This window comes from Janthinobacterium sp. UMAB-60 (assembly GCF_900095235.1).
GTDB lineage: Bacteria > Pseudomonadota > Gammaproteobacteria > Burkholderiales > Burkholderiaceae_D > Janthinobacterium.
In genome coordinates, this window is sequence record NZ_LT607491.1 from 77,039 (window position 1) to 102,013 (window position 24,975).

The 24,975-nt window shown below is 60.9% G+C and carries 19 protein-coding genes; 4 read left to right on the forward strand and 15 right to left on the reverse strand.

From position 1 onward, the window contains the following. Positions 1 to 10: 10 nt before the first annotated feature. The 10 genes from K0F86_RS16680 to rpsB form a co-directional block, all read right to left on the reverse strand. Positions 11 to 529 (reverse strand): OmpH family outer membrane protein, encoded by a 519-nt coding sequence (locus K0F86_RS16680; RefSeq protein WP_219135450.1) that lies wholly within the window; start codon positions 527 to 529, stop codon positions 11 to 13. 51 nt (positions 530 to 580) lie between these two features. After that, a complete protein-coding gene (bamA, locus tag K0F86_RS16685; protein WP_219135451.1) occupies positions 581 to 2,917 on the reverse strand; it encodes an outer membrane protein assembly factor BamA in 2,337 nt (778 codons plus the stop codon). Between the two features lie 83 nt (positions 2,918 to 3,000). Then, on the reverse strand, positions 3,001 to 4,362 hold the full coding sequence (gene rseP / locus K0F86_RS16690) for an RIP metalloprotease RseP (protein ID WP_219135452.1): 1,362 nt from the start codon (positions 4,360 to 4,362) through the stop codon (positions 3,001 to 3,003). Continuing rightward, positions 4,359 to 5,543 (reverse strand): 1-deoxy-D-xylulose-5-phosphate reductoisomerase, encoded by a 1,185-nt coding sequence (gene ispC / locus K0F86_RS16695; RefSeq protein WP_219135453.1) that lies wholly within the window; start codon positions 5,541 to 5,543, stop codon positions 4,359 to 4,361. Before ispC ends, rseP begins: the two co-directional genes overlap by 4 nt. Before the next feature lie 8 nt (positions 5,544 to 5,551). Further along, entirely contained in the window at positions 5,552 to 6,385 is an 834-nt protein-coding gene (locus tag K0F86_RS16700) for a phosphatidate cytidylyltransferase (protein ID WP_219135454.1), read from the reverse strand. Beyond that, positions 6,385 to 7,152 carry a polyprenyl diphosphate synthase gene (uppS, locus tag K0F86_RS16705; protein ID WP_219135455.1) on the reverse strand — a complete coding sequence of 256 codons (768 nt, stop codon included), beginning with the start codon at positions 7,150 to 7,152 and terminating at the stop codon, positions 6,385 to 6,387. The genes K0F86_RS16700 and uppS overlap by 1 nt, the downstream gene beginning before the upstream one ends. Positions 7,153 to 7,251: 99 nt before the next feature. Beyond that, a complete protein-coding gene (gene frr, locus K0F86_RS16710; RefSeq protein ID WP_071077757.1) occupies positions 7,252 to 7,812 on the reverse strand; it encodes a ribosome recycling factor in 561 nt (186 codons plus the stop codon). Positions 7,813 to 7,989: 177 nt separating this feature from the next. Beyond that, positions 7,990 to 8,706: a UMP kinase gene (pyrH, locus tag K0F86_RS16715; protein ID WP_071077758.1), complete on the reverse strand. Its 717-nt coding sequence runs from the start codon at positions 8,704 to 8,706 to the stop codon at positions 7,990 to 7,992. 147 nt (positions 8,707 to 8,853) lie between these two features. Then, on the reverse strand, positions 8,854 to 9,765 hold the full coding sequence (gene tsf, locus K0F86_RS16720) for a translation elongation factor Ts (protein WP_010397617.1): 912 nt from the start codon (positions 9,763 to 9,765) through the stop codon (positions 8,854 to 8,856). 158 nt (positions 9,766 to 9,923) lie between these two features. Continuing rightward, a complete protein-coding gene (rpsB, locus tag K0F86_RS16725) occupies positions 9,924 to 10,676 on the reverse strand; it encodes a 30S ribosomal protein S2 (RefSeq protein WP_219135456.1) in 753 nt (250 codons plus the stop codon). A gap of 390 nt (positions 10,677 to 11,066) precedes the next feature. Between rpsB and map the strand changes: the two genes are divergently transcribed. The 4 genes from map (at position 11,067) to K0F86_RS16745 (ending at position 16,169) form a co-directional block, all read left to right on the forward strand. Continuing rightward, positions 11,067 to 11,879 (forward strand): type I methionyl aminopeptidase, encoded by an 813-nt coding sequence (map, locus tag K0F86_RS16730; RefSeq protein ID WP_219135457.1) that lies wholly within the window; start codon positions 11,067 to 11,069, stop codon positions 11,877 to 11,879. A gap of 36 nt (positions 11,880 to 11,915) precedes the next feature. Then, the gene (locus K0F86_RS16735; protein ID WP_219135458.1) at positions 11,916 to 14,483 is read left to right on the forward strand and encodes a [protein-PII] uridylyltransferase; all 2,568 of its coding nucleotides are present in this window, start codon (positions 11,916 to 11,918) and stop codon (positions 14,481 to 14,483) included. A 41-nt stretch (positions 14,484 to 14,524) separates the two neighbouring features. Further along, positions 14,525 to 15,274, forward strand: a complete 750-nt coding sequence (locus tag K0F86_RS16740; protein WP_219135459.1) for a pseudouridine synthase — start codon at positions 14,525 to 14,527, stop codon at positions 15,272 to 15,274. Positions 15,275 to 15,404: 130 nt separating this feature from the next. After that, on the forward strand, positions 15,405 to 16,169 hold the full coding sequence (locus K0F86_RS16745; protein WP_219135460.1) for a flagellar brake protein: 765 nt from the start codon (positions 15,405 to 15,407) through the stop codon (positions 16,167 to 16,169). Positions 16,170 to 16,345: 176 nt separating this feature from the next. Here the strand turns inward: K0F86_RS16745 and def are convergent, their stop codons facing one another. Genes def through smc form a run of 5 tightly spaced genes read right to left on the reverse strand, consistent with a single transcriptional unit; the run spans position 16,346 to position 24,853 of the window. Beyond that, positions 16,346 to 16,882 (reverse strand): peptide deformylase, encoded by a 537-nt coding sequence (gene def, locus K0F86_RS16750; RefSeq protein ID WP_219135461.1) that lies wholly within the window; start codon positions 16,880 to 16,882, stop codon positions 16,346 to 16,348. Continuing rightward, complete coding sequence (galU, locus tag K0F86_RS16755; RefSeq protein ID WP_219135462.1) at positions 16,879 to 17,772, reverse strand: UTP--glucose-1-phosphate uridylyltransferase GalU; 894 nt, start codon at positions 17,770 to 17,772, stop codon at positions 16,879 to 16,881. The genes def and galU overlap by 4 nt, the downstream gene beginning before the upstream one ends. A gap of 24 nt (positions 17,773 to 17,796) precedes the next feature. Next, entirely contained in the window at positions 17,797 to 20,148 is a 2,352-nt protein-coding gene (gene ligA / locus K0F86_RS16760) for an NAD-dependent DNA ligase LigA (protein ID WP_219135463.1), read from the reverse strand. A 14-nt stretch (positions 20,149 to 20,162) separates the two neighbouring features. Next, positions 20,163 to 21,329, reverse strand: coding sequence for a cell division protein ZipA C-terminal FtsZ-binding domain-containing protein (locus K0F86_RS16765; protein WP_219135464.1), 1,167 nt, complete (start codon positions 21,327 to 21,329; stop codon positions 20,163 to 20,165). Continuing rightward, a complete protein-coding gene (gene smc, locus K0F86_RS16770) occupies positions 21,326 to 24,853 on the reverse strand; it encodes a chromosome segregation protein SMC (RefSeq protein ID WP_219135465.1) in 3,528 nt (1,175 codons plus the stop codon). Before smc ends, K0F86_RS16765 begins: the two co-directional genes overlap by 4 nt. Between the last annotated feature and the right edge of the window lie 122 nt (positions 24,854 to 24,975).

A 24,975-nucleotide genomic window follows, 5' to 3' on the forward strand; every position in this document is an offset into this window, starting at 1 on the left:
TTTGTTACTGTTACTTGTCCAGCGCCTTCAAGACCTTGTCGGTGATGTCGATGCGCGGGCTGGCCCACAGGGCTTCCTGCAGCACGATGTCATATCCTTCGATATGCGCCATCTGCTGGATGATGGTGTTGGCTTTTTCCGCGATGGCGCTGCGCTCTTCGTTCGTGCGCTGGCTCAGGTCTTCGCGAAATTCGCGCTGGCGGCGTTGCAGCTCCTTGTCCAGCTCGAAAAACTCGCGCTGGCGCTTGGCGCGCTCGGCTTCGCTCAGGGTGGGCATGTCCTTTTCCAGGGCTTCGTTGGCCACCTTGAAGCGGCTGCCCAGTTCCTGCACGGCTTTTTCGCGCGAGCGGAACTCTTCGGCCAGCTTGGCGCTGGCCGCTTTGGCCAGCTTCGATTCGTTATAAATACGTTCGCTGCTGATCCAGGCGATTTTCGACTCCTGAGCCTGCGCCTGCACCGGCAACAGCGAACTCCAGCACAATGCGATCACGGCAAGGGACTTGGGCAGGGTAGCGGATGCGGTGTTCATGATACTCCATGGTCAAAAGGTAAAAGCTGTCGCCCCGGTTCAGATGGCCGGTCAGAAACCGGTGCCCATCTGGAACTGGAAGCGTTCCAGGCGGTCCGTCGGCTTGGCGTTCAGCGGCTTGGCATAGCTCAGCTTGAGCGGGCCCACCGGTGAAATCCAGCTGATGCCCAAGCCAGCAGAATAGCGCAATTGCGAGATCCGCATTTTTTCGCCTTCCTGGTAGACCTGGCCGCCGTCAAGAAAACCGAACCAGCGCAGGCTGCGGTCATTGCCCGAACCGGGGAATGGCATCTGCAGTTCGGCGTTACCGATCAGGCGCGAAGCGCCGCCCAGTGCATCGTTGGTGCTCGGTTCGACCGCGCCCAGCGAGGAACTCAGGTAGCCGCGCACGGAACCGATGCCGCCGCCGTAGAAGTTCTTGAACACCGGGTACACGTGCTTGCCGATGCCGTGGCCGTAATCGAGTTCACCCTTCAGCGCCAGGGTGACCTTGCTGAACAGCGGACGGAAATACTGGTGCTCATAGATGGCACGGAAGTATTTCTGGTCGCCGATCAGGTCAGCCTCCAGGTTGACACGCTGGTAGCGGCCGATCGATGGCGTCAGGGCGCTGTCGCGGCTGTCGCGCTGCCATGCCGCCGTCAGCGGGATGGAATTGGTCGTGGCCGAACCGATACCGTCCGACGGGCCGCCATTGTCGATCACGTACTGCTTGAAGCGGATCGGGCTGGTGATGTCGGTTTCGATGCGCGAGCGCTCGGCGCCGATGCCGAAGAAGATGGTGTCGACTTCCGAGAACGGCACGCCGAAACTGACGCGGCCACCGGTTTGCTTGATCTTGTAGCTGCCGATGTTCAGCGCCGGCGGTTCCGTCGTCCGCAGGTAAACTTCAAAGCTGCGCGAAATGCCATCGTCCGTAAAGTACGGATTGGTTTGCGAGAACGCAATCGTGCGGCTGTAATGGCTGGTATTGAGTTCAATGCCGACCGTGTTGCCGCTACCGGCGAAGTTGGCCTGCGAAATCGATGCCGACAGGGTGAACTTCTCCGATTGCGAGAAGGCACCACCGATCAGGAAGTTACCCGTTGGTTTTTCCACCACCGTCACGTTGACGTCGACCTGGTCGGTCGAGCCCTGCGCTTCCGGCGTGTCGATGGTCACGTCCTTGAAGTAGCCGAGGCGGTCGACACGGTCGCGCGACAGCTTGATCTTGTTGCTGTCGTACCAGGACGATTCGAACTGGCGGAATTCGCGGCGGATGACTTCATCGCGCGTAGTGGTGTTGCCGGCGATATTCATGTGGCGCACGTACACGCGCTTGCCCGGATCGATGAAGAAAGTAAAACCTACTTCATGCTTGTCACGGTTGATTTCCGGATTGGCGTTGACGTTGGCAAAGGCATAGCCGAACGTGGCCAGGCGGTCCTGGATGCGCTTGTTCGTGGCCGTCAGGCGCGCGCCCGAGTAGATCTCGCCTTCGCGCATCAGGTTCAGCGCCTTCAGCTCTTCTTCGCGGCCGAACATCTCGCCTTCGAACTTGGTGCCGGCGATCTTGTACTTTTCACCTTCGGTGATATTGATCGTCAGGTAAATGTCTTTTTTATCGGGCGTGATCGACACTTGCGTGGAATCGACCTGCATCTCGATATAGCCGCGGTCCAGGTAGTAGGACTTCAGCGCTTCGATGTCGCCCGTCAGCTTGGTCTTCGAATACTGGTCGGCCTTGGTATACCAGCTGAACCAGCCGCCCGTATTCAGGGCCAGTTGTTCGCGCAGTTCCTTGTCCGTGAAGGCCTTGTTGCCGACGATGTTGATCTGCTTGATGCGTGCCACGTCGCCCTCGTCGACGGCGAACACCACGTTGACGCGGTTGCGCTCGATCGGCGTGACGGTGGTGGTGATCTTCACGCCGTACAGGCCATGCGACAGATACTGGCGCTTGAGCTCCTGCTCCGCGCGGTCGACCGAAGCCTTGTCGAAAATCTTGGCTTCGCCGACGCCGATTTCCTTCAAGGCCTTGACCAGTACATCTTTTTCAAATTCCTTGGTGCCCGTGAATTCCACGGCAGCGATGGCCGGGCGCTCCTCGACCAGCACCACCAGCACGTCGCCATCGACTTCCAGGCGCACGTCCTTGAAAAAACCCGTCGCGTACAGGGCTTTGATGGCGGCGATACTCTTCTCGTCGGAGAACGTTTCGCCGACGCGCACCGGCAGGTAGCTGAAAACAGTACCCGCTTCAGTACGCTGGATCCCTTCGACCCGGATGTCCTTGACAGTGAATGGCTGGACGGCCAGCGCATGGCCGGCACAGAAGGCCATGACGGCGGCGCCGATCAGGCTGCGACGAAAGGAAGGCAAGGCAAAACGAGCAGAATGTAATTTCATTGGGGTTATTCAATGGGTAAATCAATGGACAACATACACAAAAGATTGCTTGTGCGACTCACGCAATGGCATCAACCACCGCCCTAATTCAGCAATCGCAATACGTCATTAAAGACGGCAAGCACCATCAAGGTCAGCAACAAACCGATCCCCAGGCGCTGGGCAATCTCGCCTACGCGCTCCGGCAAGGGGCGTCCGGTCAAAACTTCCAGCGAATAATACAGCAAATGCCCGCCATCCAGAACAGGAATGGGTAGCAAATTCATCACGCCCAGACTGATACTGATGAAGGCGATGAAGCTCAGGTAGCTTACCAGGCCGGTGCGCGCCGTCTGGCCCGCGTAATCGGCGATGGTAATGGGTCCCGTCACATTCTTCAGCGAGACCTGGCCGGTAATCATTTTACCCAGCATTTTCAGGCTCATGACACTCGTGTCCCAGACCTTGGTGGACGCCTTGCCCACGGCAGAGAACGGTCCGGATGCCACGGTAATCATATCCGGCACCTGCCCCAGCTTTGCCTGGATCTTACCAACTGTTACAGCTCCCGCTGTCCCCGCACCCGGCACGGCCTCCGGCGTAATGGGCAAGGTCAGGTCCTGGCCCTGGCGCAAGAGTTGCAATTGCAAGGTCCGGCCAGGCGCCTGGCTCAGGGTGGCGATGACGGCCGCCACGTCGTGCACGGGCTGCTCGTCGATGGCCAGGATCTGGTCGTTTTTCTGCAGGCCGGCGCGCGCGGCGGCGCCGCCGGGCATGATTTCCATCAGGGTCGGCGCGGAACGGGCCAGGGTCAGGCCCAGTTTGCCCAGCACGTCGCCTTCCAGGTCCGTCTCCGTCAGGCTGGCCGTCGGCAAGGTCGCTTCCTGCTGGCCACGGTCGGGACGGCGCACTTCGATGCGCGCCGGCTGCTTGTCGAGGGTGGCCTGGATCAGTTCCCAGCGCAGCTCGGACCAGCTGGCCACGGCCTTGCCATTCACCGTTTCAACCGTATCGCCGCTGCGCAAGCCGGCCGCGTAGGCGGCCGTCTGCTCGGCCACGGGACCGAGCTTGCTCGACGGCTCTTCGATGCCATGCATGAACAGGCCCGCGTACAGCACGATGGCGACGAGGAAATTGGCCAGCGGACCGGCGGCCACGATGGCGATGCGGCGCCACACGCTCTGGCGCGTGAATTCGCGGCGCAATTCGCTTTCCGGCAAGTCACTGAGGTCTTGCGCGCGGCTGTCGAGCATGCTCACATAGCCGCCCAACGGCAGCGCGGAAATCGCCCATTCCGTCTGGTCCTTGCCAAACTTGCGCGAATACACCACTTTCCCCATGCCGATCGAGAAGCGCAGCACTTTCACGCCGCACCAGCGCGCCACCAGGTAGTGGCCCAGCTCGTGCAGGGTAATCAGTGAACCGAGCGCGACGATAAAGGCCAGCAAGGTGGTAATCAGCGTCATGCGGCCAGCCTCTGGGCGATATACGCGTGCGCGGCCGCTCTGGCCAGGCGGTCCTGCTCCATCACGGCCTCGATGCTCGAGGCGGCACCATGCGGCACCGTCTCGATCACGTGGGAGATGACTCTGTCGATCTGGCGGAAGCCGATCTGCTCGTCAAGAAACGCTTGCACGGCCACTTCATTGGCTGCATTGAGCAGGGCCGGCGCCGTGCCGCCCGCGCGCAAGGCGTCGAACGCCAGCGCCAGGCAAGGGAAACGGCGGAAATCGGGACGTTCGAACTGCAAGGTGGCCACTTGCGCCAGATCCAGCTGCGCCACGCCGGAAGCGATGCGCCGCGGATACGCCAGCGCATGCGCGATCGGCGTGCGCATGTCCGGATTGCCCAGCTGGGCCAGCACGGAACCGTCGATGTACGAAACCATCGAATGGATCACGCTTTGCGGGTGGATCAGCACCTCGATCTGCTCGGCCGGCGCGCCGAACAGCCAGTGCGCTTCGATCACTTCCAGGCCCTTGTTCATCATGGTGGCCGAATCGACGGAAATCTTGCGTCCCATGGCCCAGGTCGGATGCTTGCATGCCTGGTCCGGCGTGACCGTGTCGAGCGTCTCGACGTCGCGCGTGAGGAAGGGGCCGCCGGAAGCCGTCAGCACGATTTTCGCCACGCCAGCGGCGCCTGGCGCGCGGCCATGCGCGTGCGGCATGCATTGGAAGATGGCGTTATGTTCGCTGTCGATGGGCAGCAGCACGGCGCCGTTATCGTGCACGGCATCGATGAACAGCTGGCCCGACATGACCAGCGCTTCTTTATTGGCCAGCAATACTTTCTTGCCGGCGCGTGCCGCCGCCAAGGTGGGCGCCAGGCCGGCCGCGCCGACGATGGCCGCCATCACGCCCGTTACTTGCGGCGCGCTGGCGATGGCGCACAGGGCTTCCACGCCGTACTCGACTTGCGTAGCGATGCCCTGCCCGCGCAGCAAGCGCGTCAGTTCAAGGGCGGCGTCGGCCGTGCCGACGACGGCGCGCTGCGGACGGAATTGCAGACACTGGGCGGCCAGTTCGGCCACGCGGCTGTGGGCGCTCAGCGCATACACGCTGTATTGCTCGGGATGACGCGCGAGCACGTCCAGGGTGGACACGCCGACCGAGCCGGTCGCGCCAAGAATGGTGATGTATTGCATGAGTTTCCTTAAAGCCAGCTGGCCACGAGGGCGGCAAATGGCAGGACCGGGATCAGCGCGTCGATACGGTCGAGTACGCCGCCATGGCCAGGCAGCAGGTTGCTGCTGTCCTTGATGCCGGCGCGGCGCTTCAATTGGGATTCGAACAGGTCGCCGACGATGCTGGCGGCGACGATCAGCAACAGCACCAGCAAGGCCACCAGCCAGCCGCGGCGCAGTTGCAGCTGCACGGCGAAGGTGTCTTGCAAGACTGGCAGCGATGGCGCGGCGACGATGGTGATGGCGGAGATCAGCAGCACGGCGATGCCGCCGCCGATCGCGCCTTCCCAGGATTTACCTGGGGAAATGCTGGGTGCCAGCTTGCGCTTGCCGAACGCCTTGCCCGAGAAGTAGGCGCCGATATCGGCGATCCACACGAGGGCCATCACGGACAGCAAGTACAAGGGGCTATGCAGGAACAAGGCGATGATGGCGACGAAGCAGCCGACGATGGTCACCGGGTACACCAGGCTGAGCAAGGTATTGCCCAGGCCTTCGGTAGGTGGCAAGCCGGTCGCCAGCGAGGGCACGAAGCGGATCAGCCAGATGGCCACGCACAGGGCGAACCAGAAATTGAGCTGCGCCATGCCGTTACCGACAAAAAACGTATACGCGAAGGCGGCAGTCCAGACGGCGGCAATCAAGAGCGCCTGGCGATTTTTGAAAATGCGGAAGCTTTCCCATACGGCAGCGCCGAAGAACGCCGTGGCGATCACGGCGAAGGCGGGGAAATAATTCAGATACAGAACCGGCAGCAAGACCGCCAAGAGGACCAGGGCGGTGATTATCCGTGTTTTCAGCATCAGTTTGTCTTTTCAGTTAATTGCGCGCTGGTACGGCCAAAGCGCCGTTCGCGCTGCTGGTAAGACGCGATTGCCGCGTCGAGGCACTCGTCATTGAAGTCGGGCCAGAAAGTCTCGGTGAAAAACAGCTCAGTGTACGCCAGTTGCCACAGCAGGAAATTGGAAATGCGCTGCTCGCCGCCCGTGCGGATGAACAGGTCAGGCTCGGGCGCATAGGCCATGGCCAAGTGCGGCGCCAGTTGCTCTTCCGTGTAAGCCTGCCCGGCAGGCTGGCCGTTGGCGGCGGCCTCGGCCGTCATTTTGTTGACTGCCTGCATGATGTCCCAGCGCCCGCCGTAATTGGCGCAGATTGTCACGGTCAGGCGCGTGTTGTGCGCCGTCTTGCGTTCCGCATTGGCGATCAGGGTTTGCAGCTGCTCGTTGAAACGCGACAGGTCGCCCACCACTTTCAGGCGGATGTCGTTGGCATGCATCTTGACCACTTCGCGTTCCAGCATGGTGACGAACAGGCGCATCAGCATCGACACCTCTTCTTCCGGGCGGCGCCAGTTTTCCGAACTGAAGGCAAACAGGGTCAGATATTCGACGCCCCGCTCGAGGCAGGTCTCGACGACACCGCGCACGGCGTCAGCGCCCTTGACGTGGCCAGCCACGCGCGGCAGGAAGCGTTTGGTTGCCCAGCGGCCATTGCCATCCATAATGATTGCCACATGGCGCGGCACAGTGCCAACCTCAGGTACTGCCGTTGTCGAACTCGAATAGATCATGAAAACACGAATACCAAAAATAAAAGATAACTATTATGCGCCAAATAGCACTGCCCGGAAAAGCCATGCTTTCCCGGGCAGCGTCAAAAGGACTGAAAACTAGACCGTCAGCACTTCTTTTTCTTTATCGACCACCATCTTGTCGATGTCGGCAATAAACTTGTCCGTCAGTTTCTGCACTTCTTCCGACGAGCGACGCTCATCGTCCTCGGAGCAGGCTTTTTCCTTGACCAGTTTCTTCAGCGACTCGTTCGCATCGCGGCGAATGTTACGCACGGCAATCTTCGCGTCTTCCGCTTCGGTCTTGACCAGCTTGACCATTTCCTTGCGACGCTCTTCCGTCAGCGGCGGCGTCGGGACGCGGATCATGTCGCCCTGCGCCGATGGGTTCAAGCCCAGGTCGGCGTCGCGGATGGCTTTTTCAACGGTCGAAGCCATTTTCTTTTCGTACGGCTGCACACCGATGGTGCGCGCGTCGATCAGGGTCACGTTGGCCACCTGGGTCAGCGCCGTCGGCGAACCGTAGTAATCGACCATCACGTGGTCCAGGATACCCGTATGGGCGCGGCCGGTACGCACTTTGGCCAGGTCGGCCCGCAGTGTTTCCAGCGACTTCGTCATGCGTTCCTGGGTGTTCTTTTTAACGTCAGCTAAGGACATACGCCCTCCTATATCTTGATAATAAATGGGTATTACAATTATTCACTGCAGTGTAAATGTTCGCGCAGTCGGGAGTGCCGAAAACCGTTCAGGGCAAGGCGCAGCGCCGAAGACAGTACTTAATGTACGGCGAGGCGCTGCAACGCAGCCATGGACGGTTTCTCGGTGTCCTTATTTCTATACGTGAACCAGCGTGCCTTCATCTTCGCCCATGATGACGCGCATCAGCGCGCCTGGCTTGGTGATCGAAAACACCTTGATCGGCAGTTTCTGGTCGCGGCACAGGGCGAATGCGGTGGCATCCATCACTTGCAGGTGCTTGGCGATGGCGTCGTCGAACGTAATCGTGTGGAACAGGGTGGCGTTCGGATCCTTCTTCGGATCGGCCGTGTAGACGCCGTCGACCTTGGTGGCCTTCAGGACGATCTCGGCACTGATCTCGGAACCGCGCAGGGCGGCTGCCGTGTCGGTGGTGAAGAACGGATTGCCGGTACCGGCGGCGAAGACCACCACTTTGCCTTCTTCCAGGTATTGCAGGGCTTTCGGGCGGACGTACGGCTCGACGACTTGCTCGATGCCGATCGCCGACATGACGCGCGCGACGATGCCGACGTGGCGCATGGCATCGGCCAGGGCCAGTGCATTCATCACGGTGGCAAGCATGCCCATGTAGTCGGCGGTGGCACGGTCCATGCCTTGCGCGCCAGGCGCGACGCCACGGAAGATATTGCCGCCGCCAATCACGATTGCCAGTTCCACACCCAATTTCGCCACCTCGGCCACATCGGCCACCATGCGCTCGATCGTGGCGCGGTTGATGCCGTAGGGATCATCGCCCATCAGGGCTTCGCCGGACAACTTGAGGAGGACGCGCTTGTAGGCTGGTTTTGACATGAGCTGGGGCTCCATAAATGAGGTTATTCGAGTATGACATGGCGCAGCGCCTTGCAGCGCCGGATAGGCGCGCGGGGCTGCCCATGTCGCCGCCCGGCACGACAGGTGCGGGCGGGCCAAAAAAACGGGCCTCTCGGCCCGCTTTACTTACGCTCCCTGGGAGGCAGCCATCTGTGCTGCGACTTCTGCTGCGAAGTCGTCTTGCTTCTTCTCGATGCCTTCGCCTACCACGTACATGGCAAAACCTTTGACGCTGGTGTTAGCCGCCTTCAGCATTTGCTCAACCGACAGCTTGTCGTTTTTCACGAAAGCCTGGTTCAGCAGCGATACTTCTTTCAGGAACTTCTGTACGGAACCTTCCAGGCGCTTGGCCAGGATTTCCGGCGATTGCGCTGGCTTGCCTTCGGCGGCCGCTTTGACTGCGTCTTCTTCGGCTTTCAGTTGGGCAACCGAACGCTCTTTTTCGATCAATTCCGCAGGAACTTCGTTCGACGACAGCGACACTGGCTTCATGGCAGCGATGTGCATGGCCACGTCTTTGCCTACTTGCTCGTCGGCGCCGTCGAATTCGACGATCACGCCAATGCGCGCACCGTGCAGGTACGACGCCAGCTTGTTGCTGGTTTCGAAACGCTGGAAGCGGCGGATGGTCATGTTTTCGCCGATTTTGCCGATCAGGGCAGCGCGCACTTCGTCCAGGGTCTTGCCATCGAGTGGCAGGGCCAGCAGGGCAGCGACGTCAGCCGGGTTGTGTTCCGCTACCAGACGGGCAGCGTTGTTGGCCAGTGCCAGGAAATCGTCGTTTTTCGCAACGAAGTCGGTTTCCGAGTTCACTTCGACCAGGGCGCCTACGCCATTGGCGATGTAGGTTGCCACGACGCCTTCAGCGGTGATGCGTGCCGATGCTTTCGATGCCTTGCCGCCCAGTTTGACGCGCAGGATCTCTTCCGCACGTGCCATGTCGCCTTCGGCTTCGGTCAGTGCTTTTTTGCATTCCATCATTGGTGCGTCGGTTTTGCCGCGCAATTCGCCTACCATCGCTGCTGTAATCGCTGCCATGTGTTTCTCCTGATTCGGTGAGTCGATAGTCGCGGCCGGGCAGATATGCCTCGCCAGCGGTCTCTATCGTTTTTTTGTTAAAAAAAAGGGGGAGCTGCTGCCACCCCTTTTCCCTTACTGCTGTGCTTACAAACGGCTATCTTGCGATAGCCTGGCCATTAAGCCTGTTCGTTTACTTCGACGAATTCGTCGCCAGCGGCTGCTTTAACCATTTCAACAACTTCGTTACCGGCAGCTGCACGGCCTTCGATGATTGCATCAGCAACACCGCGAGCGTACAACATGATGGCTTTCGAGGAGTCATCGTTACCTGGGATCACGAAGTTCACGCCTTCTGGGGAGTGGTTGGTATCGACAATGCCGATGACCGGGATACCCAGTTTAGCCGCTTCGGTGATCGCACCTTTGTGGTAGCCGACGTCGACGACGAAGATTGCGTCAGGAATGCCGCCCATGTCCTTGATGCCGCCGATCGATTTTTGCAGCTTGATCATTTCGCGGGAGAACATCAGCGCTTCTTTTTTCGACAGCTTCTCGATCGAACCATCTTCAACCATGACTTCCATGTCTTTCAGACGCTTGATCGAGGTTTTGATCGTTTTGAAGTTGGTCAGCATGCCGCCCAACCAACGTTGATCAACGAAAGGCACGCCAGCGCGTTGTGCTTCAGCAGCGATGATTTCGCGCGCTTGACGCTTGGTGCCAACCATCAGGATGGTGCCACGGTTTGCAGCCAGTTGACGCACGTGCTTCATTGCGTCCTGGTACATCGCCATGGTTTTTTCCAGGTTGATGATGTGGATCTTGTTGCGATGGCCGAAGATGAACGGTGCCATTTTTGGATTCCAAAAACGGGTTTGGTGACCAAAGTGGACACCGGCTTCCAGCATTTCGCGCATTGTTACGGACATTATTAACTCCAGGGTTGGGTCTGGAATCCGATCAGTCACCATACAGGCACCCTTGTCGACCGGATTCGCGTGTTTATATAAATTAAAGACACTGTTTTACTGCATTGCCCAAAAGAGAATTCAAGCAACCCGGGATTCTACACCGAAATGCCCATTCCATCAAGTCCACGGCGCAAATCGCGCGCGCAACGACGGCCAGCGTTGCACCACACTGGTGCAAGGCGTATCCACCATGGCCTTTCCCGCAAAAATCGCCTGCCAGCCAGAGGATGGAGGCGGCGGATGCGGGGCGCCTCGTTTATAATTTCGACATATTTGCAGACGTTTCCTCATACGCTGAGATTCGTCTGTGCTTTTCACCCGAACATCTTGCAGATTGCGAATCACACCATGGCCACCATCCGAATTAATAGCGCCGCCGACATCGAAGGCATGCGCGTTGCCGGCAAGCTCGGCGCCGAAGTACTCGATTACATCACGCCCTTCGTCAAGGTCGGCGTCACGACCGGCGAACTGGACCGCCTGTGCCACGAATACATGGTCAACGTGCAAGGCACCATCCCTGCCCCGCTGAACTACTGCCCGCCAGGCTACACGCCTTACCCGAAGGCCATCTGCACCTCCGTCAACGACGTCATCTGTCATGGCATTCCCGGTGACAAGGTCTTGAAGAGCGGCGATACCGTCAACCTCGACATCACCGTCATCAAGGATGGCTACCACGGCGACAACAGCCGCATGTTCCTCGTCGGCACGCCCACCATCCTGGCCAAGCGCCTGTCGGAAATCACCTATGAATGCATGTGGCTGGGAATCGACCAGATCAAGCCGGGCGCCCACCTGGGCGATATCGGCCACGCCATCCAGCAACATGCGGAAAAAGCCGGCTACAGCGTGGTGCGCGAATTCTGCGGCCACGGCATCGGCAAGGTCTTCCATGAAGAACCGCAAGTGTTGCATTACGGCAAACCAGGCACCCTGGAACGCCTGGAAGCGGGCATGATCTTCACCGTGGAACCGATGATCAACTCGGGCCGCCGCGAGATCCGCGAAATGAACGATGGCTGGACCATCAAAACCAAGGACCGCAGCCTGTCGGCGCAATGGGAACACACGGTGCTGGTGACGGAAACGGGCTATGAAGTGCTGACCGTCTCGCCCGGCATGCCGCCACCGCCCGCCCTGATCCTGAACAAAGCCTGATTCTTCCATCCCACGCACCGCCACCCCAGGGCCCAGATGAAAAAGCAGATTCGGGAACAGCTGAAACAGCAACTGAAAGCCGACCGCCAGGTCGTCATTGCGGCCTTCCAGGCCGACGGCAAGCCTGAAAAACTGCTGCGCAGCCTGCGCCACAGCGTCGATGGCGTGCTGGCGCGCGCCTGGCAGGAGGCGGGCTTGCCACCCGGTACGGCCCTGGTGGGCGTGGGCGGCTACGGCCGCGGCGAACTGTTTCCCTATTCCGACGTCGACCTGCTGATCCTGCTGCAGCAGGCGCCCGAGGCGGCGACGCAGGAAAAGCTCGAGGAACTGGTGCAACTGCTGTGGGATCTGGGCCTGGAAATCGGCCACAGCATCCGCACGGTCGAGGAATGCATGGTCGAATCGAAAGCCGACATCACCGTGCAAACCAGCCTGCTCGAAGCGCGCCTCGTGTGCGGCAACGCGGACCTGTTCGCGCAACTGCAGCAGCGCTACGAGGCGGCCATGGACCCGCAGGCGTTTTTCCAGGCGAAAACGGCGGAAATGCGCCAGCGCCATGCCAAATACGAAGACACGGCCTTCAGCCTGGAACCGAATTGCAAGGAAAGCCCGGGCGGCCTGCGCGACCTGCAGGTGATTTTGTGGGTGGCCAAGGCGGCCGGCCTGGCCAATTCCTGGCGCACGCTGGCCACGGGCGGCCTGATCACCCTGACGGAAGCGCGCCAGCTGATGGAAAAGGAGCGCGCCTTCAAGGATATCCGCGTGCGCCTGCACCTGCATGCGGGACGGCGCGAAGACCGCCTGGTGTTCGACGTGCAGACGGCGATCGCCGAATCGCTGGGCTTGCAAGCCACGGGCAGCGGGCCGCACATGCGCCGCGCCAGCGAATACCTGATGCAGCGCTATTACTGGGCCGCCAAGACGGTGACCCAGCTCAACACGATTTTGCTGCAAAACATCGAGGCACGGCTGTTTCCACAAGACGATGTGGCCGTGCCCATTAACGAGCGCTTCAATGAAGTCAACAGCCTGATCGACATCAGCGCCGACGATACGTTCGAACGATACCCGTCGGCCATGCTGGAAATTTTCGTCCTGATGACGGAGCGCCCGGCCCTGAAAGGCATGACCTCGCGCGCCACGCGGGCCCTGTGGCACGCGCGCTTCAAGATCGACGCCGCCTTCCGCCAGGACCCCGTCAACCGCGCCCTGTTCCTGCGCATCATGAAAGCACCCGTGGGCATCATCCATGCGCTGCGGCGCATGAACGAGATGAGCATCCTCGGGCGCTACCTGCCGAATTTCCGCCGCATCGTGGGTCAGATGCAGCACGACCTGTTCCACGTGTACACGGTCGACCAGCACATTTTGATGGTGGTGCGCAATATGCGTCGCTTCACCATGAGCGAACATGCGCACGAATACCCGTTCTGCAGCCAGCTGATGGCCGATTTCTCCCAGTCGTGGCTGCTGTACGTGGCGGCCCTGTTCCACGACATCGCCAAGGGCCGCGGCGGCGACCATTCGAAGCTGGGCGTGGCCGACGCCACCCAGTTCTGCCACGAGCACGGCATGTCGGCAGAGGACACGGAACTGGTCGCTTTCTTGGTGGAAAATCACCTGACCATGTCGCAAGTGGCGCAAAAGCAGGACCTGTCCGATCCCGACGTCATCGCCGCGTTCGCGAAAGTGGTCAAGGACGAGCGCCACCTGACGGGCCTGTACCTGCTGACGGTGGCCGACATCCGCGGCACCAGCCCGAAAGTGTGGAACGCGTGGAAGGGCAAGCTGCTGGAAGACCTGTACAAGATCACCCTGCGCGTGCTGGGCGGCGAGCCGCACACGGCCGACCGCGAACTGAAGAACCGCCAGCAGGAAGCGCTGGCCACCCTGCGCCTGTACGGCTTGCCGCCCGATGCCCATTTAAAACTGTGGCAGCAGCTCGATGTGGCGTATTTCCTGCGCCACGACGCCTCCGACATCGCCTGGCAGACGCGCTCGCTGTATGACAAGCTCGACAGCAAGTTGCCGGTGGTAAAATGCCGGCTGGCGCCCATCGGTGAAGGCTTGCAGGTGGCCGTGTACATTCCCGACCAGCCTGACCTGTTCGCGCGCATCTGCAGCTATTTCGACCGCAAGAATTTCAGCATCCTCGACGCGAAGATCCACACGACCAGGAATGGCTACGCGCTCGACACCTTCCTCGTCACCGAGCAGAACTTCGCCAAGAGCTACCGCGACATCATCAGCCTGATCGAGCATGAGCTGGGCGAACTGCTGCAGTCGCAGACGCCACTGCCGCCGCCGGGCAAGGGACGGCTGTCGCGCCTGTCGCGCACCTTCCCCTTCCAGCCGACGGTGGACTTGCGGCCCGACGAACGGGGCCAGTACTACCTGCTGTCGGTGGCCGCCAACGACCGCACGGGCCTGCTGTATGCGATCGCCAATGTGCTGACCAAGTACCGCATCAACCTGCACACGGCCAAGATCATGACCCTGGGCGAGCGGGTCGAAGACGTTTTCCTCGTCGACGGCCCCGCGCTCAACAATGCCCGCAACCAGATATTGCTGGAAACCGATTTACTCGATGCGCTGAAGGTGTAAACCTTGTGCGCAGCGCCTACCCTTACTGAAACTGAAACAACATGACCGAAGAATTATTACGCCTGTCCAAACGCATGTCCGAACTGGGCCTGTCCTCCCGCCGCGAAGCCGATGAATGGATCGCGCGCGGCTGGGTTCGCGTCGACGGCAAGGTGGTATCCGAGCTGGGCAGCAAGGTCTATCCCAGCCAGAAAATCACCGTGGAACGCCAGGCGGCGGCCGAACAGTCCAAGCGCGTGACCGTGCTGATCAATAAACCGATGGGTTACGTCAGCGGCCAGGCCGAAGATGGCTACACGCCGGCCGTGGCCCTGATCAAGGCCGAGAACCGCTGGGCGGAAGACCGCAGCCCGGAACAGTTCCATCCGACCCAGCTGCGCAGCCTGGTGGCGGCTGGCCGCCTGGATATCGATTCCGTCGGCTTGCTGGTCTTGACGCAGGATGGGCGCGTGGCCAAGCAGCTGATCGGCCACGATACCGATATCGACAAGGAATACCTGGTGCGCGTGAGCTACACCAAGGGCGACGTCCTGCCCGACAGCGAGCTGAAAAAGCTCAACCACGGCCTGTGGCTCGACGGCAAGCCGTTGCTGCCGGCCAAGGTGCGCTGGCAAAATGAAGACCAGCTGAGCTTTACCCTGCGCGAAGGCAAGAAACGCCAGATCCGCCGCATGTGCGAAGCCGTCGGCCTGAAAGTGCTGGGATTGAAACGCGTGCGCATCGGCAAGGTCAAGCTGGGCGACTTGCCAACGGGCCAATGGCGTTACCTGAGCGCGGACGAGCAGTTTTAAACGTACCGGGATCTATATCCAGCAGGCAACAAGAATAGTGCAACAAAGGCAATTATTGTGATTTAGTTAGCAAATATTGCCTTGAACCTATACACTATTCCCCATTAGAAATTACAAGAGATACGCCGTCGTGAACGATCCCATTCCTAATCCCCTGCGCAAAGGCGCGCCCAGCCTGGCCGATGTGGCCGAGCCGATGGAGCCAGGTACCAAGCCGCACCATATGAGCGATCCGTGGGATATCGGCGAAACCCTGTGCAGCCTGGCTGACAACGGCGATGCCATTTCCATCTACCCGACAAGCGGCGAAGACGTCATCATGGCGCGCATCTTGTCCGTCGACGACGACTTGCCGCAATTCGTGCTGGAACTCAATGAAGGGACCACCCTGCCCGAAGGCGGTGCCACGTTTGTGTCGTGGGTGCAAAACGCCAAGCTGCAATTTACCATCAATGGCGAATGGCAGGCGTATCCCGAGCGGCCGAACGTCTACCTGACGAACTTCCCCGGCCATTGCCTGGTGCTGGAACGGCGCGAATCGGCGCGCCTGGAAACGCCGCTGGGCGTGTACTACCTGGCCGCCTTCGTGCTGGAAGGCCGACCGTATGAATTGCAGCTGTATGATTTCTCGGCCGGCGGCATCGGCATGCGTGCCCACCCGCGCGATACGGTCGGCCTGTATGTGGGCCGCAAGCTGTCGCGCGTACGGCTGGAACTGGGGCCGGACAAGGTCATGATCGCCGACCTGGAAATCCGCCTGTCGCGCACCTTCCGCTCCTTCCTGCTGGGCGAGCAAGTGCAGATCGGCTGCCGTTTCCTGAACCTGACGGATGCCATGCAGGATGAATTGAAAGTCTTGCTCGACAACCTGGGCAGCAGCCGCAAGGTGCGCTAGGTTTGCTTCACGTATAAAAATGGCCGCCCAGCTCATGCTGCGCGGCCATTTTTTGTTTGGCATTCAAAGTCGCGAGGCACCTGAAAAACGTTCAGGGCAAGGCGCCTTGCCGAAGACAGTACGAATAGTACGGCGAGGCAAGGCAACGCCGCCATGGGCGTTTTCTCAGGCGCCGATCAATCGTCGTCGTTCGGGTCCAGGTCCGGGAACATGACTTCCGTGTAACCGAACTGCGTGAAGTCGACGATACGCATCGGATACAAGATACCGTGCAGGTGGTCCACTTCATGCTGCACCACGCGGGCATGGAAACCGTCGCAATCGCGGCTGATGGGCTGGCCGAAGTGGTCCACGCCTTCATAGTGCAGCTCGCTCCAGCGCGGCACGCTGCCGCGCAAACCTGGCACGGACAGGCAACCCTCAAAGCCCTCTTCCTTGCGCTCCGTCAAAGGCGTCAGCACAGGATTGATCAGCACGGTTTCCGGCACTTGCGGCGCGTCAGGGTAGCGCAGGTTCTGTTTGAAGCCGTAGATCACCAGCTGCAGGTTGACGCCGATCTGCGGCGCCGCCAGGCCCGCGCCATTGGCCGCATGCATGGTGTCGAACATGTCGGCGATCAAGGCGTGCAATTCGGGCGTATCGAATTCGCGCACAGGCTCGGCCATGCGCAGCAGGCGCGGATCGCCCATCTTCAGAATCTCGCGTACGGTCATTTTGCTTCCAGTGTCGATTGCAGTTGTTGCAGGTAAGTACGGAAGGCCGCGCCTGTTTCCGGATGCTTCATGCCCATCGCCGTCGTTGCCTTCAGATAACCCAACTTGGAACCGCAGTCATAGCGCTGCCCCTGATAGCGGTAAGCCAGCACGCGCTCTTCGCGCATCAGGGCGGCAATGCCGTCCGTCAACTGGATTTCGCCGCCGGCACCCGTACCCAGGTTTTCCAGGTGACCGAAGATGCGGCTGGTCAGCACATAGCGGCCCACCACGGCCAGGGTCGACGGCGCCTCTTCGGGAGCAGGCTTTTCCACGATGGCCGAGACCACTTCCAGGTCAGGCTGATAATTCTTTGCCGACACGATACCGTACTGCCTGGTTTCCGCGCGCGGCACATCCTGCACCGCCAGCAGCGAGCAATTTTCATACTGGAAGACATCGGTCATCTGCGCCAGCACCGGGCGCACGCCCTCTTCCACGTCCATGAAATCGTCGGCCAGCAAGACGGCAAACGGTTCGTCGCCGATCACGGGACGGGCACACAGCACGGCATGCCCCAGGCCCAGCGGTGCCGACTGGCGTATATAAATGCAATTGATGTGCTTGGGAATGACGTTTTGCACCATGTCGAGCAACAGGCGCTTGCCTGCCGCTTCCAGCTCCGACTCCAGCTCATAGGCCGTATCGAAATGGTCTTCGATGGCGCGCTTGTTGCGGCCCGTGATGAAGATCATTTCCGTGATGCCCGCCGCCACCGCTTCTTCCACTGCGTACTGGATCAATGGCTTGTCGACGATCGGTAACATTTCCTTCGGTTGCGCTTTGGTCGCAGGCAAGAAACGGCTGCCCAGGCCAGCGACGGGGAAAACTGCTTTTCTGATTTTTTTCATGGGTCTTCTGTAATATTTTAATGATTAGTCTTGCGCGAGCAAGGCCAGCAAACCAGCCTCGTCGAGTATGGCCACGCCCAGTTCCTGCGCCTTGGCCAGCTTGCTGCCAGCGTCCGAGCCGGCCACGACATAGCCTGTCTTCTTCGACACGGAACCGCTGACCTTGCCACCGGCCGCCTCGATCAGCTCCGCGGCCTCGTCGCGGCTCATATTGGGCAAGGTGCCCGTCAGGACGAAAGTCTTGCCGTCCAGCTTGCCGCCAGCGGCTGCCATTTCAGGCAATTGTGACAGTAATTCATTGCGCAGGGCGTCCAGTTGAGCAAGCAGCTTGACATTGCTCTCATCGGCCAGCCATTGCGCCAGCGACTCGGCGACGGCGGCGGGCAAGCCCGCGTGGAAACTGGCGCCTTGCGCCGCCAGGCTGGCCAGGGTCACGCCCCGCTCCACCAGCTGCTTGCTGCGCGGTTCCGTCAGCTTGGGAATACCGATGGCCGCCAGCAACGTCGTTTGCTCCAGCTGCGTACGCAGCTTGGCGCTGGGTGCGCGTTCACCCTGCGGCGCGACGCCAGCGTCCAGCAATGCCTGCAGTGCCTGCTGGTTCTTTTCTTCGGCAAAAAAGTCGGCGATGGACTCGGCCACGGTGCCGCCGATGTCGGGCAGCACGCGCAGCAAGGCCGCCGGCGCTTTGCGCACATACGCCAAGCTGCCCAGCCACTCGGCCAGGGTCTTGGCCGTCGATTCGCCCACGTGGCGAATGCCCAGCGCAAACAGGAAACGTTCAAGCGGTGGACGCTTGCTCGCTTCTATGCCAGCAAGCAGGTTTTCCGCCCATTTGGTGGGAATCTTGCCTTGTTGCACTGTTTCTGGCGTCGAACCATCGCGCTCGTCGGCGCGCACTTTCATTTCCAGCAATTTATCCAGGGTCAGGCTGTACAGGTCGGCCAGCCCATGCACGTATTCCAGTTCGACCAGGGTATCGATATAACGTTCCCCCAATCCCTCGATATCCATCATGCGGCGGCCCGCGAAGTGACGGAACGCTTCCTTGCGCTGGGCCGAACAGAACAGGCCGCCCGAGCAGCGGGCAATCGCCTCGCCCTCTTCGCGCACCACGTGGGAATCGCAGACAGGACAGCGCTCCAGCATCTTGAACGGCAACGGCGCCGGTTCCGGGCGCTTCTCCAGCACCACGGACAGCACTTCCGGGATCACGTCGCCGGCGCGGCGCACGATGACGGTATCGCCCACGCGCACATCCTTGCGCAACACCTCGTCCTCATTGTGCAAGGTGGCATTCGTCACCGTCACGCCGCCGACGGACACGGGCGCCAGGCGCGCCACGGGCGTCATGGCACCCGTGCGGCCCACCTGGATATCGATGCCCAGCACCACGGTCAAGGCTTCCTCGGCGGGGAACTTGTGTGCCAAGGCAAAGCGCGGTGCGCGCGACACAAAGCCCAGCTCCTGCTGGTCTTGCGTCGCATTCACCTTGTAGACGACGCCGTCGATTTCATACGGCAAGGCGGGACGACGCGCGCCGATATCGGCGTAGTAATCGAGCAAGCCCTGCGCGCCCTGCACCACACGGCGCTCCTTCGACACGGGGATGCCCAAGGTTTCATACCAGTCCAGCAAGGCCGAATGCGACACGGGCATGGCGGCACCATCGAGGGCACCGATGCCGTAGGCATAAAAACGCAGCTTGCGCTGCGCCGTGATGCGCGAATCGAGCTGGCGCAGGCTGCCGGCCGCCGCATTGCGGGGATTGGCGAATTCCTTCTGCCCCGCTACACGCTGGCGTTCATTCAGGCGGGCAAAATCGGCCTTGAACATCATCACTTCGCCGCGCACGTCCAGCACGGCCGGTATCTTGTCGCCATGCAGGCGCAGCGGGATGCCAGAAATGGTGCGGATATTCGCCGTCACGTCTTCGCCCGTGGCGCCATCGCCGCGCGTGGCCGCCTGCATGAACAGGCCGTTTTCATAGCGCAGGTTGATGGCCAGGCCGTCGAATTTCACTTCGGCCGCATAGTCGACTTGCGCAACGTCAAGATCCAGGCCTTCGCGCACGCGGCGGTCGAAATTGACGATATCGTCATCGGTGAAACCATTGTTCAGCGACAACATCGGCACCGTGTGCGTGACTTGCTCGAATTGCGGTAGCGGTGCCGCACCCACGCGCAGGGTGGGCGAATCCGGTTGCAGCAACTCAGGATGGGCCGCTTCCAGCGCCTGCAGTTCGACAAACAGCTTGTCGTACTCGGCATCGGGAATGGTGGGATTGTCGAGCACGTGGTAGGCGTGCAGGTGCCGGTTGAGTTCGGCGGTGAGTGCCAGGACCCGCGCTGCGGCGTCCTGGTTGATCGGATCAGTCATTGTTGCGGGATTCTTCAGCTAAATAAACGCAGGGCGCGGGTGGAACCGGCCGGAATGTCGGCCGCGTCCATTTCCTGGTAAAAATCTTGCACCTGGCCCGCGATCTCGGCCAGCGCCGCATCGGACAGGGCCTGGTTGTAATCGTCGACGATGGTGGCGTCGAGGCGGCCCACCAGTGCCTTGGCGCAAGCGACCATGGCGCCGAAACCGTCGCGCGCAGGCGCCACGCAGGGCACGTCCAGCAGCAAGGTCAGGCGGGACGTGGTTTCCTCGGCCAGGGTGACATTCGTCGACAGCGAGAACAGATAGCTGCCGTCGCCATCGGGCATGACGAAGCGGCCGTCCGGACGCACGTCGAAGCCCTGCTTTTCCAGCGCAAACAGCAAGGTGGAAATGGCCCACGGCGCGCCGTTCGTGTGCAGGTTGACGCCCAGTTGCGCGTCGTGGCCGGCGACGAAGCGGTGCAAGGTGCGCGCTTCGGCCATCACTTCCATCATGTCGGGCACTTCCGGCTCGGCACCGATCTCGTCGGCCACGCCACGCAAGCGCGTGACCAGTTCCGAGTATTCGAGTTCATTCAGGGCCGTGCTGCGGCTGGCCAGCTGCACGCCGCCCTGCATTCTGGTGTAGACACCGCCATGCGTGATCGGTTCCCAGTCGCCATTCACGTGCAATCCGATGAAGTGCACGGGCTTGTTGCCCACCAGGCGCAGGGTTTGCAGCACGGGCAGGATCTTGTCGCCGCGCACGGGCGCTTCCAGCGACAAAGGCAGCAGGCAGTCGATCAGCGGGTCGACCAGGCTGGTCGCCTGTTCGCTGGCGGCGCTCACTTCTTGCACGGGCTCGGCGGCAGGTGCCGCGACCGTCTCGGCAGCGATATCCCCCAGCGACGGTTCCGCATGCACGGGGGCGTCGGATACGGGCGCCGCTGGCGGCGCGCCGAACGACGGCTCGGTCTTGGCGGCTGGCGCGGCGTCAAAGCGCGGTTCCTGGCGCAGCACGGGTTCCTGGACATTCGCCACGGGGGCGTCGCCCTCGCGCATCAGTACGTCGTCGTGATCGGTGGAAAAAGCCCGTTCCACGCTTTTCTTGGCCTTGTATTCCTGCCATTTGTTGTACGAGAAAACACCGACGATAAAGACGCCGCCGGCGCCGAACAAGGTAATTTGTAAGTCTGTCATGCTGCTTGTGCCTCGGTTGCAAAATTTGCGGCGGACTCCATGTCCACCGCCACGATGCGCGATACGCCCTGCTCCTGCATCGTCACACCGATCAATTGATGGGCCATTTCCATCGCAATCTTGTTATGCGAAATGAAAAGGAATTGGGTCTGGTCGGACATGCGCTTGACCATGCGGCAGAAGCGTTCCGTGTTCGAATCGTCCAGCGGCGCATCGACTTCGTCGAGCAGGCAGAACGGCGCCGGATTCAGGCGGAACATGGAAAACACCAATGCGGTCGCGGTCAGCGCCTTCTCTCCACCCGATAACAGGTGGATGGTGGCATTTTTCTTGCCGGGAGGCTGCGCCATGACTTGTACACCGGAATCGAGAATCTCGTCGCCCGTCATGGTCAGCCTGGCTTGCCCCCCGCCGAACAGGATGGGGAACAGCTCGGAAAAGTGATGGTTGACCTTGTCGAACGTGTCTTGCAGCAAATCGCGCGTTTCCTTGTCGATCTTGTGGATCGCGTCTTGCAGCGTATTGATCGCTTCCGTCAGGTCGGCATTCTGGGCGTCGAGGAAATTCTTGCGCTCGGACGCCTGCGCCAGCTCGTCCAGCGCGGCCAGGTTGACGGCACCCAGGCCCGTGATGGCATTGGTCAGGCGCGTCACTTCGCCCTGCAAATACGAGGGACGCATGTCCGGGTGCAATTTTTCCGTCAAGGCCGCCTCGTCGGCCCCCGATTCCAGCAATTGCTGGGCGAATTGCTCCTGGTTCAGGCGCGCGGCTTGTTCCTTGAGCTGCATTTCCATGATCTTGTCGCGCTGCGGCTGCAGGCTGCGTTCCGACTGCGTGCGCGCATCTTCGGACAGGCGCAGCTGCTGCGTGATCTGGTCCAGTTCATGGCGCGCGTCCGCCAGCGCCCGCTCCTGCGTGGTGCGGCGCTCGAGCAAGTCCTGCAAGCCGTCGGCCGCCGCGCCGCTTTCCAGGTTGGCCAGTTCCAGTTCACCCGCCTGCAGGCTGGCCGTCACTTGCTGCGCCTGCGTACTGGCCGTGGCGATGTTGCGGCGCAATTCCTCGATCTTCGCGCGGTGGGCTTTTTCCGCGTATTCCGTATCCTTGGCGTTTCGCTCCAGGTCGCGCAAGGCTTCGCGCGCCTCGGCCAGGCGCTGTTCCTTCTGCAAGAAATCCGTATGGCCGTCTTCGTGCGCTTCCTGCAAGTTGCCCAGTTCCATGTCCAGCTGTTCGAATTTCTCTTCCGATTCCAGCTTGGTCTGCATTTGCTCCGCTTCCTGCGCGGCGATTTCGGCGAGATCGGCACCGATCTGCGTGCTGCGCTGGTTGAAACGCGCTTCCACTTCCGACAATTTGACGACGTCCAGTTGCAAAGTATGCACAGACGACGTCAGTTGCTGTATGCGCAAGCGCAAATCGGACAGGTTGCGCGTCAAGGTTGCCACGGCCGCATCGGCCCGCACGGAACGGGCGCGCGCCTCTTCGGCCAGCAATTGCTGGGCACGCAACTGTTTGCCGATATTCTCGATTTCCTGCTGACGCCCCAGCATGCCTTCCTGCTCCGAATCGGCCGCATAGAAGCGCACGCTGGACGCCGTGACCACGTGACCCGCGCGCGTGACGAAATAGCCGCCCGGCGGCAATTTACCGCGTTCGGCCAGCGCCTCGGCCGCGTCTTCCACGGCATAGGCGTTGTACAGCCAGTCCTGCAGCAAGCCGCGCAAGCCCGGATCGTTGAGTTTCAACAAATTCAAAAACGGTTTCAGGCCTGGCACGTCCGGCATCGGCAGCGGTGCCACGGTGGACGGCGCGTACAGGGCCAGCTTGGCTGGCGGCGCGTCGGCAAAGAAGGCCTTGGCCCAGTCGATATTCGACAGTTGCAAGGCCGATGTGCGCTCGCGCAAGATCGATTCCATGGCCGCTTCCCAGCCCGCCTCGATCTGCAGCTTTTGCCACAGGCGCGGCAAGGTGTCGAGCTCGTGCTTTTTCAGCCACGGCTGGACCTTGCCCTGGGTTTGCACCCGTTCCTGCAATTGTTTCAAAGCAGAAAGACGCGCTTCCAGCTGGGCATTCGCGGCCGTCTCGGCATTGACTTGCGCCTGCGCCTCGGCACGCTCCTGTTCCAGCTTGGGCTGCTGCTCCAGCGCTTCTTCCAGGTAGAAACCCTGTTCTTCCAGCGTCTGCTGCTTTTCTTCCAGCTGCAGTTTCAGGTTTTCAAGGTGGCTGCTGTCGGGCAAACTGAGGCTGTTCTTTTCCTGCTGCAGGCGCTCGCGGCGCGTCAACAGGCTGGCCAGGATGTTCGAGGCGTTGCGCTGGTGCGCCGATTCCAGTTCCAGCTGCTGCTGGGCCTGCATGATGCGCGCGCGCGATTCCGTGCTCTTGTTCTGCGCGGCGCGCCAGGCGGCGTCCAGCTCGGGCAATTGCTCGCCCTTCTGCTCGGCCATCATTTGCGATTGTTCCACCTTGGCAGCCAGCTCTTCGAGGTGGAATTCCGCCTCTTCGATCTGTTCCTGGTATTCGCCACCCTGGCTGGTCCACTGGTCGCGCTGGGCCGTCAGGGTGGCCAGCTGGGCCTGCAGGCGGGCGCGCGATTCGATGACGAACTTGATCTGCGCTTCCAGGCTGCCGATTTCCGCATTCGTCTGGTACAGATGGCCTTGCGCCGTATGCAAGCGGTCGCCCACGGCAAAATGCGCCTGGCGCATCTGCTCCAGCGTCAGTTCCACGTTGCGCAGCTTGGCCGTCTGTTCTTCCAGGTCCGTCTGCGCCTGTTCCACTTCGCGGAAATAGCGCGTCTGCTCGTTGTGCGCCTCGTTCTTGCGCAGCAGCCACAACAATTTCTGCTTTTCTTCCTGATCCGCCTGCAAGGCGTGGAAACGCGTGGCCACGGCCGCCTGCGCTTCCAGCTTTTCCAGGTTGGCATTGAGTTCGCGCAAGATATCTTCCACGCGCAGCAAGTTTTCTCGCGTATCCTGCAAGCGGTTTTCCGTCTCGCGCCGGCGTTCCTTGTATTTGGAGACACCGGCCGCTTCTTCCAGGAACACGCGCAATTCTTCGGGGCGCGATTCGATGATGCGCGAAATCATGCCCTGGCCGATGATGGCGTAGGCGCGCGGGCCGAGGCCGGTACCAAGGAAAATATCCTGGATGTCGCGCCGGCGCACAGGCTGGCCATTGATGTAATAGGTGGACGTGCCGTCGCGCGTCAGGGTGCGCTTGACGGCGATCTCGGCGTACTGGCCCCACTGGCCGGAGGCCTTGCCATCGTTGTTGTCGAACACCAGTTCCACGGAAGCGCGCCCAGCCGGCTTGCGGTGGGTGGAACCGTTGAAGATGACGTCCTGCATCGATTCGCCGCGCAATTCCGACGCTTTCGATTCGCCCAGCACCCAGCGCACGGCATCGATGATGTTCGACTTGCCGCAGCCATTCGGCCCGACCACGCCCACGAGCTGGCCTGGCACCTGGAAATTGGTGGGATCGACGAAAGACTTAAATCCCGACAACTTGATGGAAGAGAGACGCACGTGTTTTAGAGTTCCTGGCCTATGCTGGCGGTTGAGATCGGCGAACCCGGTTCATATTCAGTTCAGATGCACCATTGCGACGGCAGTCTGGCCGCTCACCGCAAAAAAGTGGTTCATCATAC

Bases quoted from the DNA above. Each gene is read 5' to 3' on its own strand.
- K0F86_RS16680 (WP_219135450.1), bottom strand. From the start codon at position 529: ATGAACACCGCATCCGCTACCCTGCCCAAGTCCCTTGCCGTGATCGCA.
- K0F86_RS16765 (WP_219135464.1), bottom strand. From the start codon at position 21,329: ATGACAGACTTACAAATTACCTTGTTCGGCGCCGGCGGCGTCTTTATC.
- K0F86_RS16735 (WP_219135458.1), top strand. From the start codon at position 11,916: ATGAAAAAGCAGATTCGGGAACAGCTGAAACAGCAACTGAAAGCCGAC.
- K0F86_RS16700 (WP_219135454.1), bottom strand. From the start codon at position 6,385: ATGCTGAAAACACGGATAATCACCGCCCTGGTCCTCTTGGCGGTCTTG.
- map (WP_219135457.1), top strand. From the start codon at position 11,067: ATGGCCACCATCCGAATTAATAGCGCCGCCGACATCGAAGGCATGCGC.
- tsf (WP_010397617.1), bottom strand. From the start codon at position 9,765: ATGGCAGCGATTACAGCAGCGATGGTAGGCGAATTGCGCGGCAAAACC.
- bamA (WP_219135451.1), bottom strand. From the start codon at position 2,917: ATGAAATTACATTCTGCTCGTTTTGCCTTGCCTTCCTTTCGTCGCAGC.
- ligA (WP_219135463.1), bottom strand. From the start codon at position 20,148: ATGACTGATCCGATCAACCAGGACGCCGCAGCGCGGGTCCTGGCACTC.
- rpsB (WP_219135456.1), bottom strand. From the start codon at position 10,676: ATGTCCGTAACAATGCGCGAAATGCTGGAAGCCGGTGTCCACTTTGGT.
- pyrH (WP_071077758.1), bottom strand. From the start codon at position 8,706: ATGTCAAAACCAGCCTACAAGCGCGTCCTCCTCAAGTTGTCCGGCGAA.
- rseP (WP_219135452.1), bottom strand. From the start codon at position 4,362: ATGACGCTGATTACCACCTTGCTGGCCTTTATCGTCGCGCTCGGTTCA.
- def (WP_219135461.1), bottom strand. From the start codon at position 16,882: ATGACCGTACGCGAGATTCTGAAGATGGGCGATCCGCGCCTGCTGCGC.
- uppS (WP_219135455.1), bottom strand. From the start codon at position 7,152: ATGATCTATTCGAGTTCGACAACGGCAGTACCTGAGGTTGGCACTGTG.
- frr (WP_071077757.1), bottom strand. From the start codon at position 7,812: ATGTCCTTAGCTGACGTTAAAAAGAACACCCAGGAACGCATGACGAAG.
- K0F86_RS16740 (WP_219135459.1), top strand. From the start codon at position 14,525: ATGACCGAAGAATTATTACGCCTGTCCAAACGCATGTCCGAACTGGGC.
- galU (WP_219135462.1), bottom strand. From the start codon at position 17,772: ATGAAAAAAATCAGAAAAGCAGTTTTCCCCGTCGCTGGCCTGGGCAGC.
- ispC (WP_219135453.1), bottom strand. From the start codon at position 5,543: ATGCAATACATCACCATTCTTGGCGCGACCGGCTCGGTCGGCGTGTCC.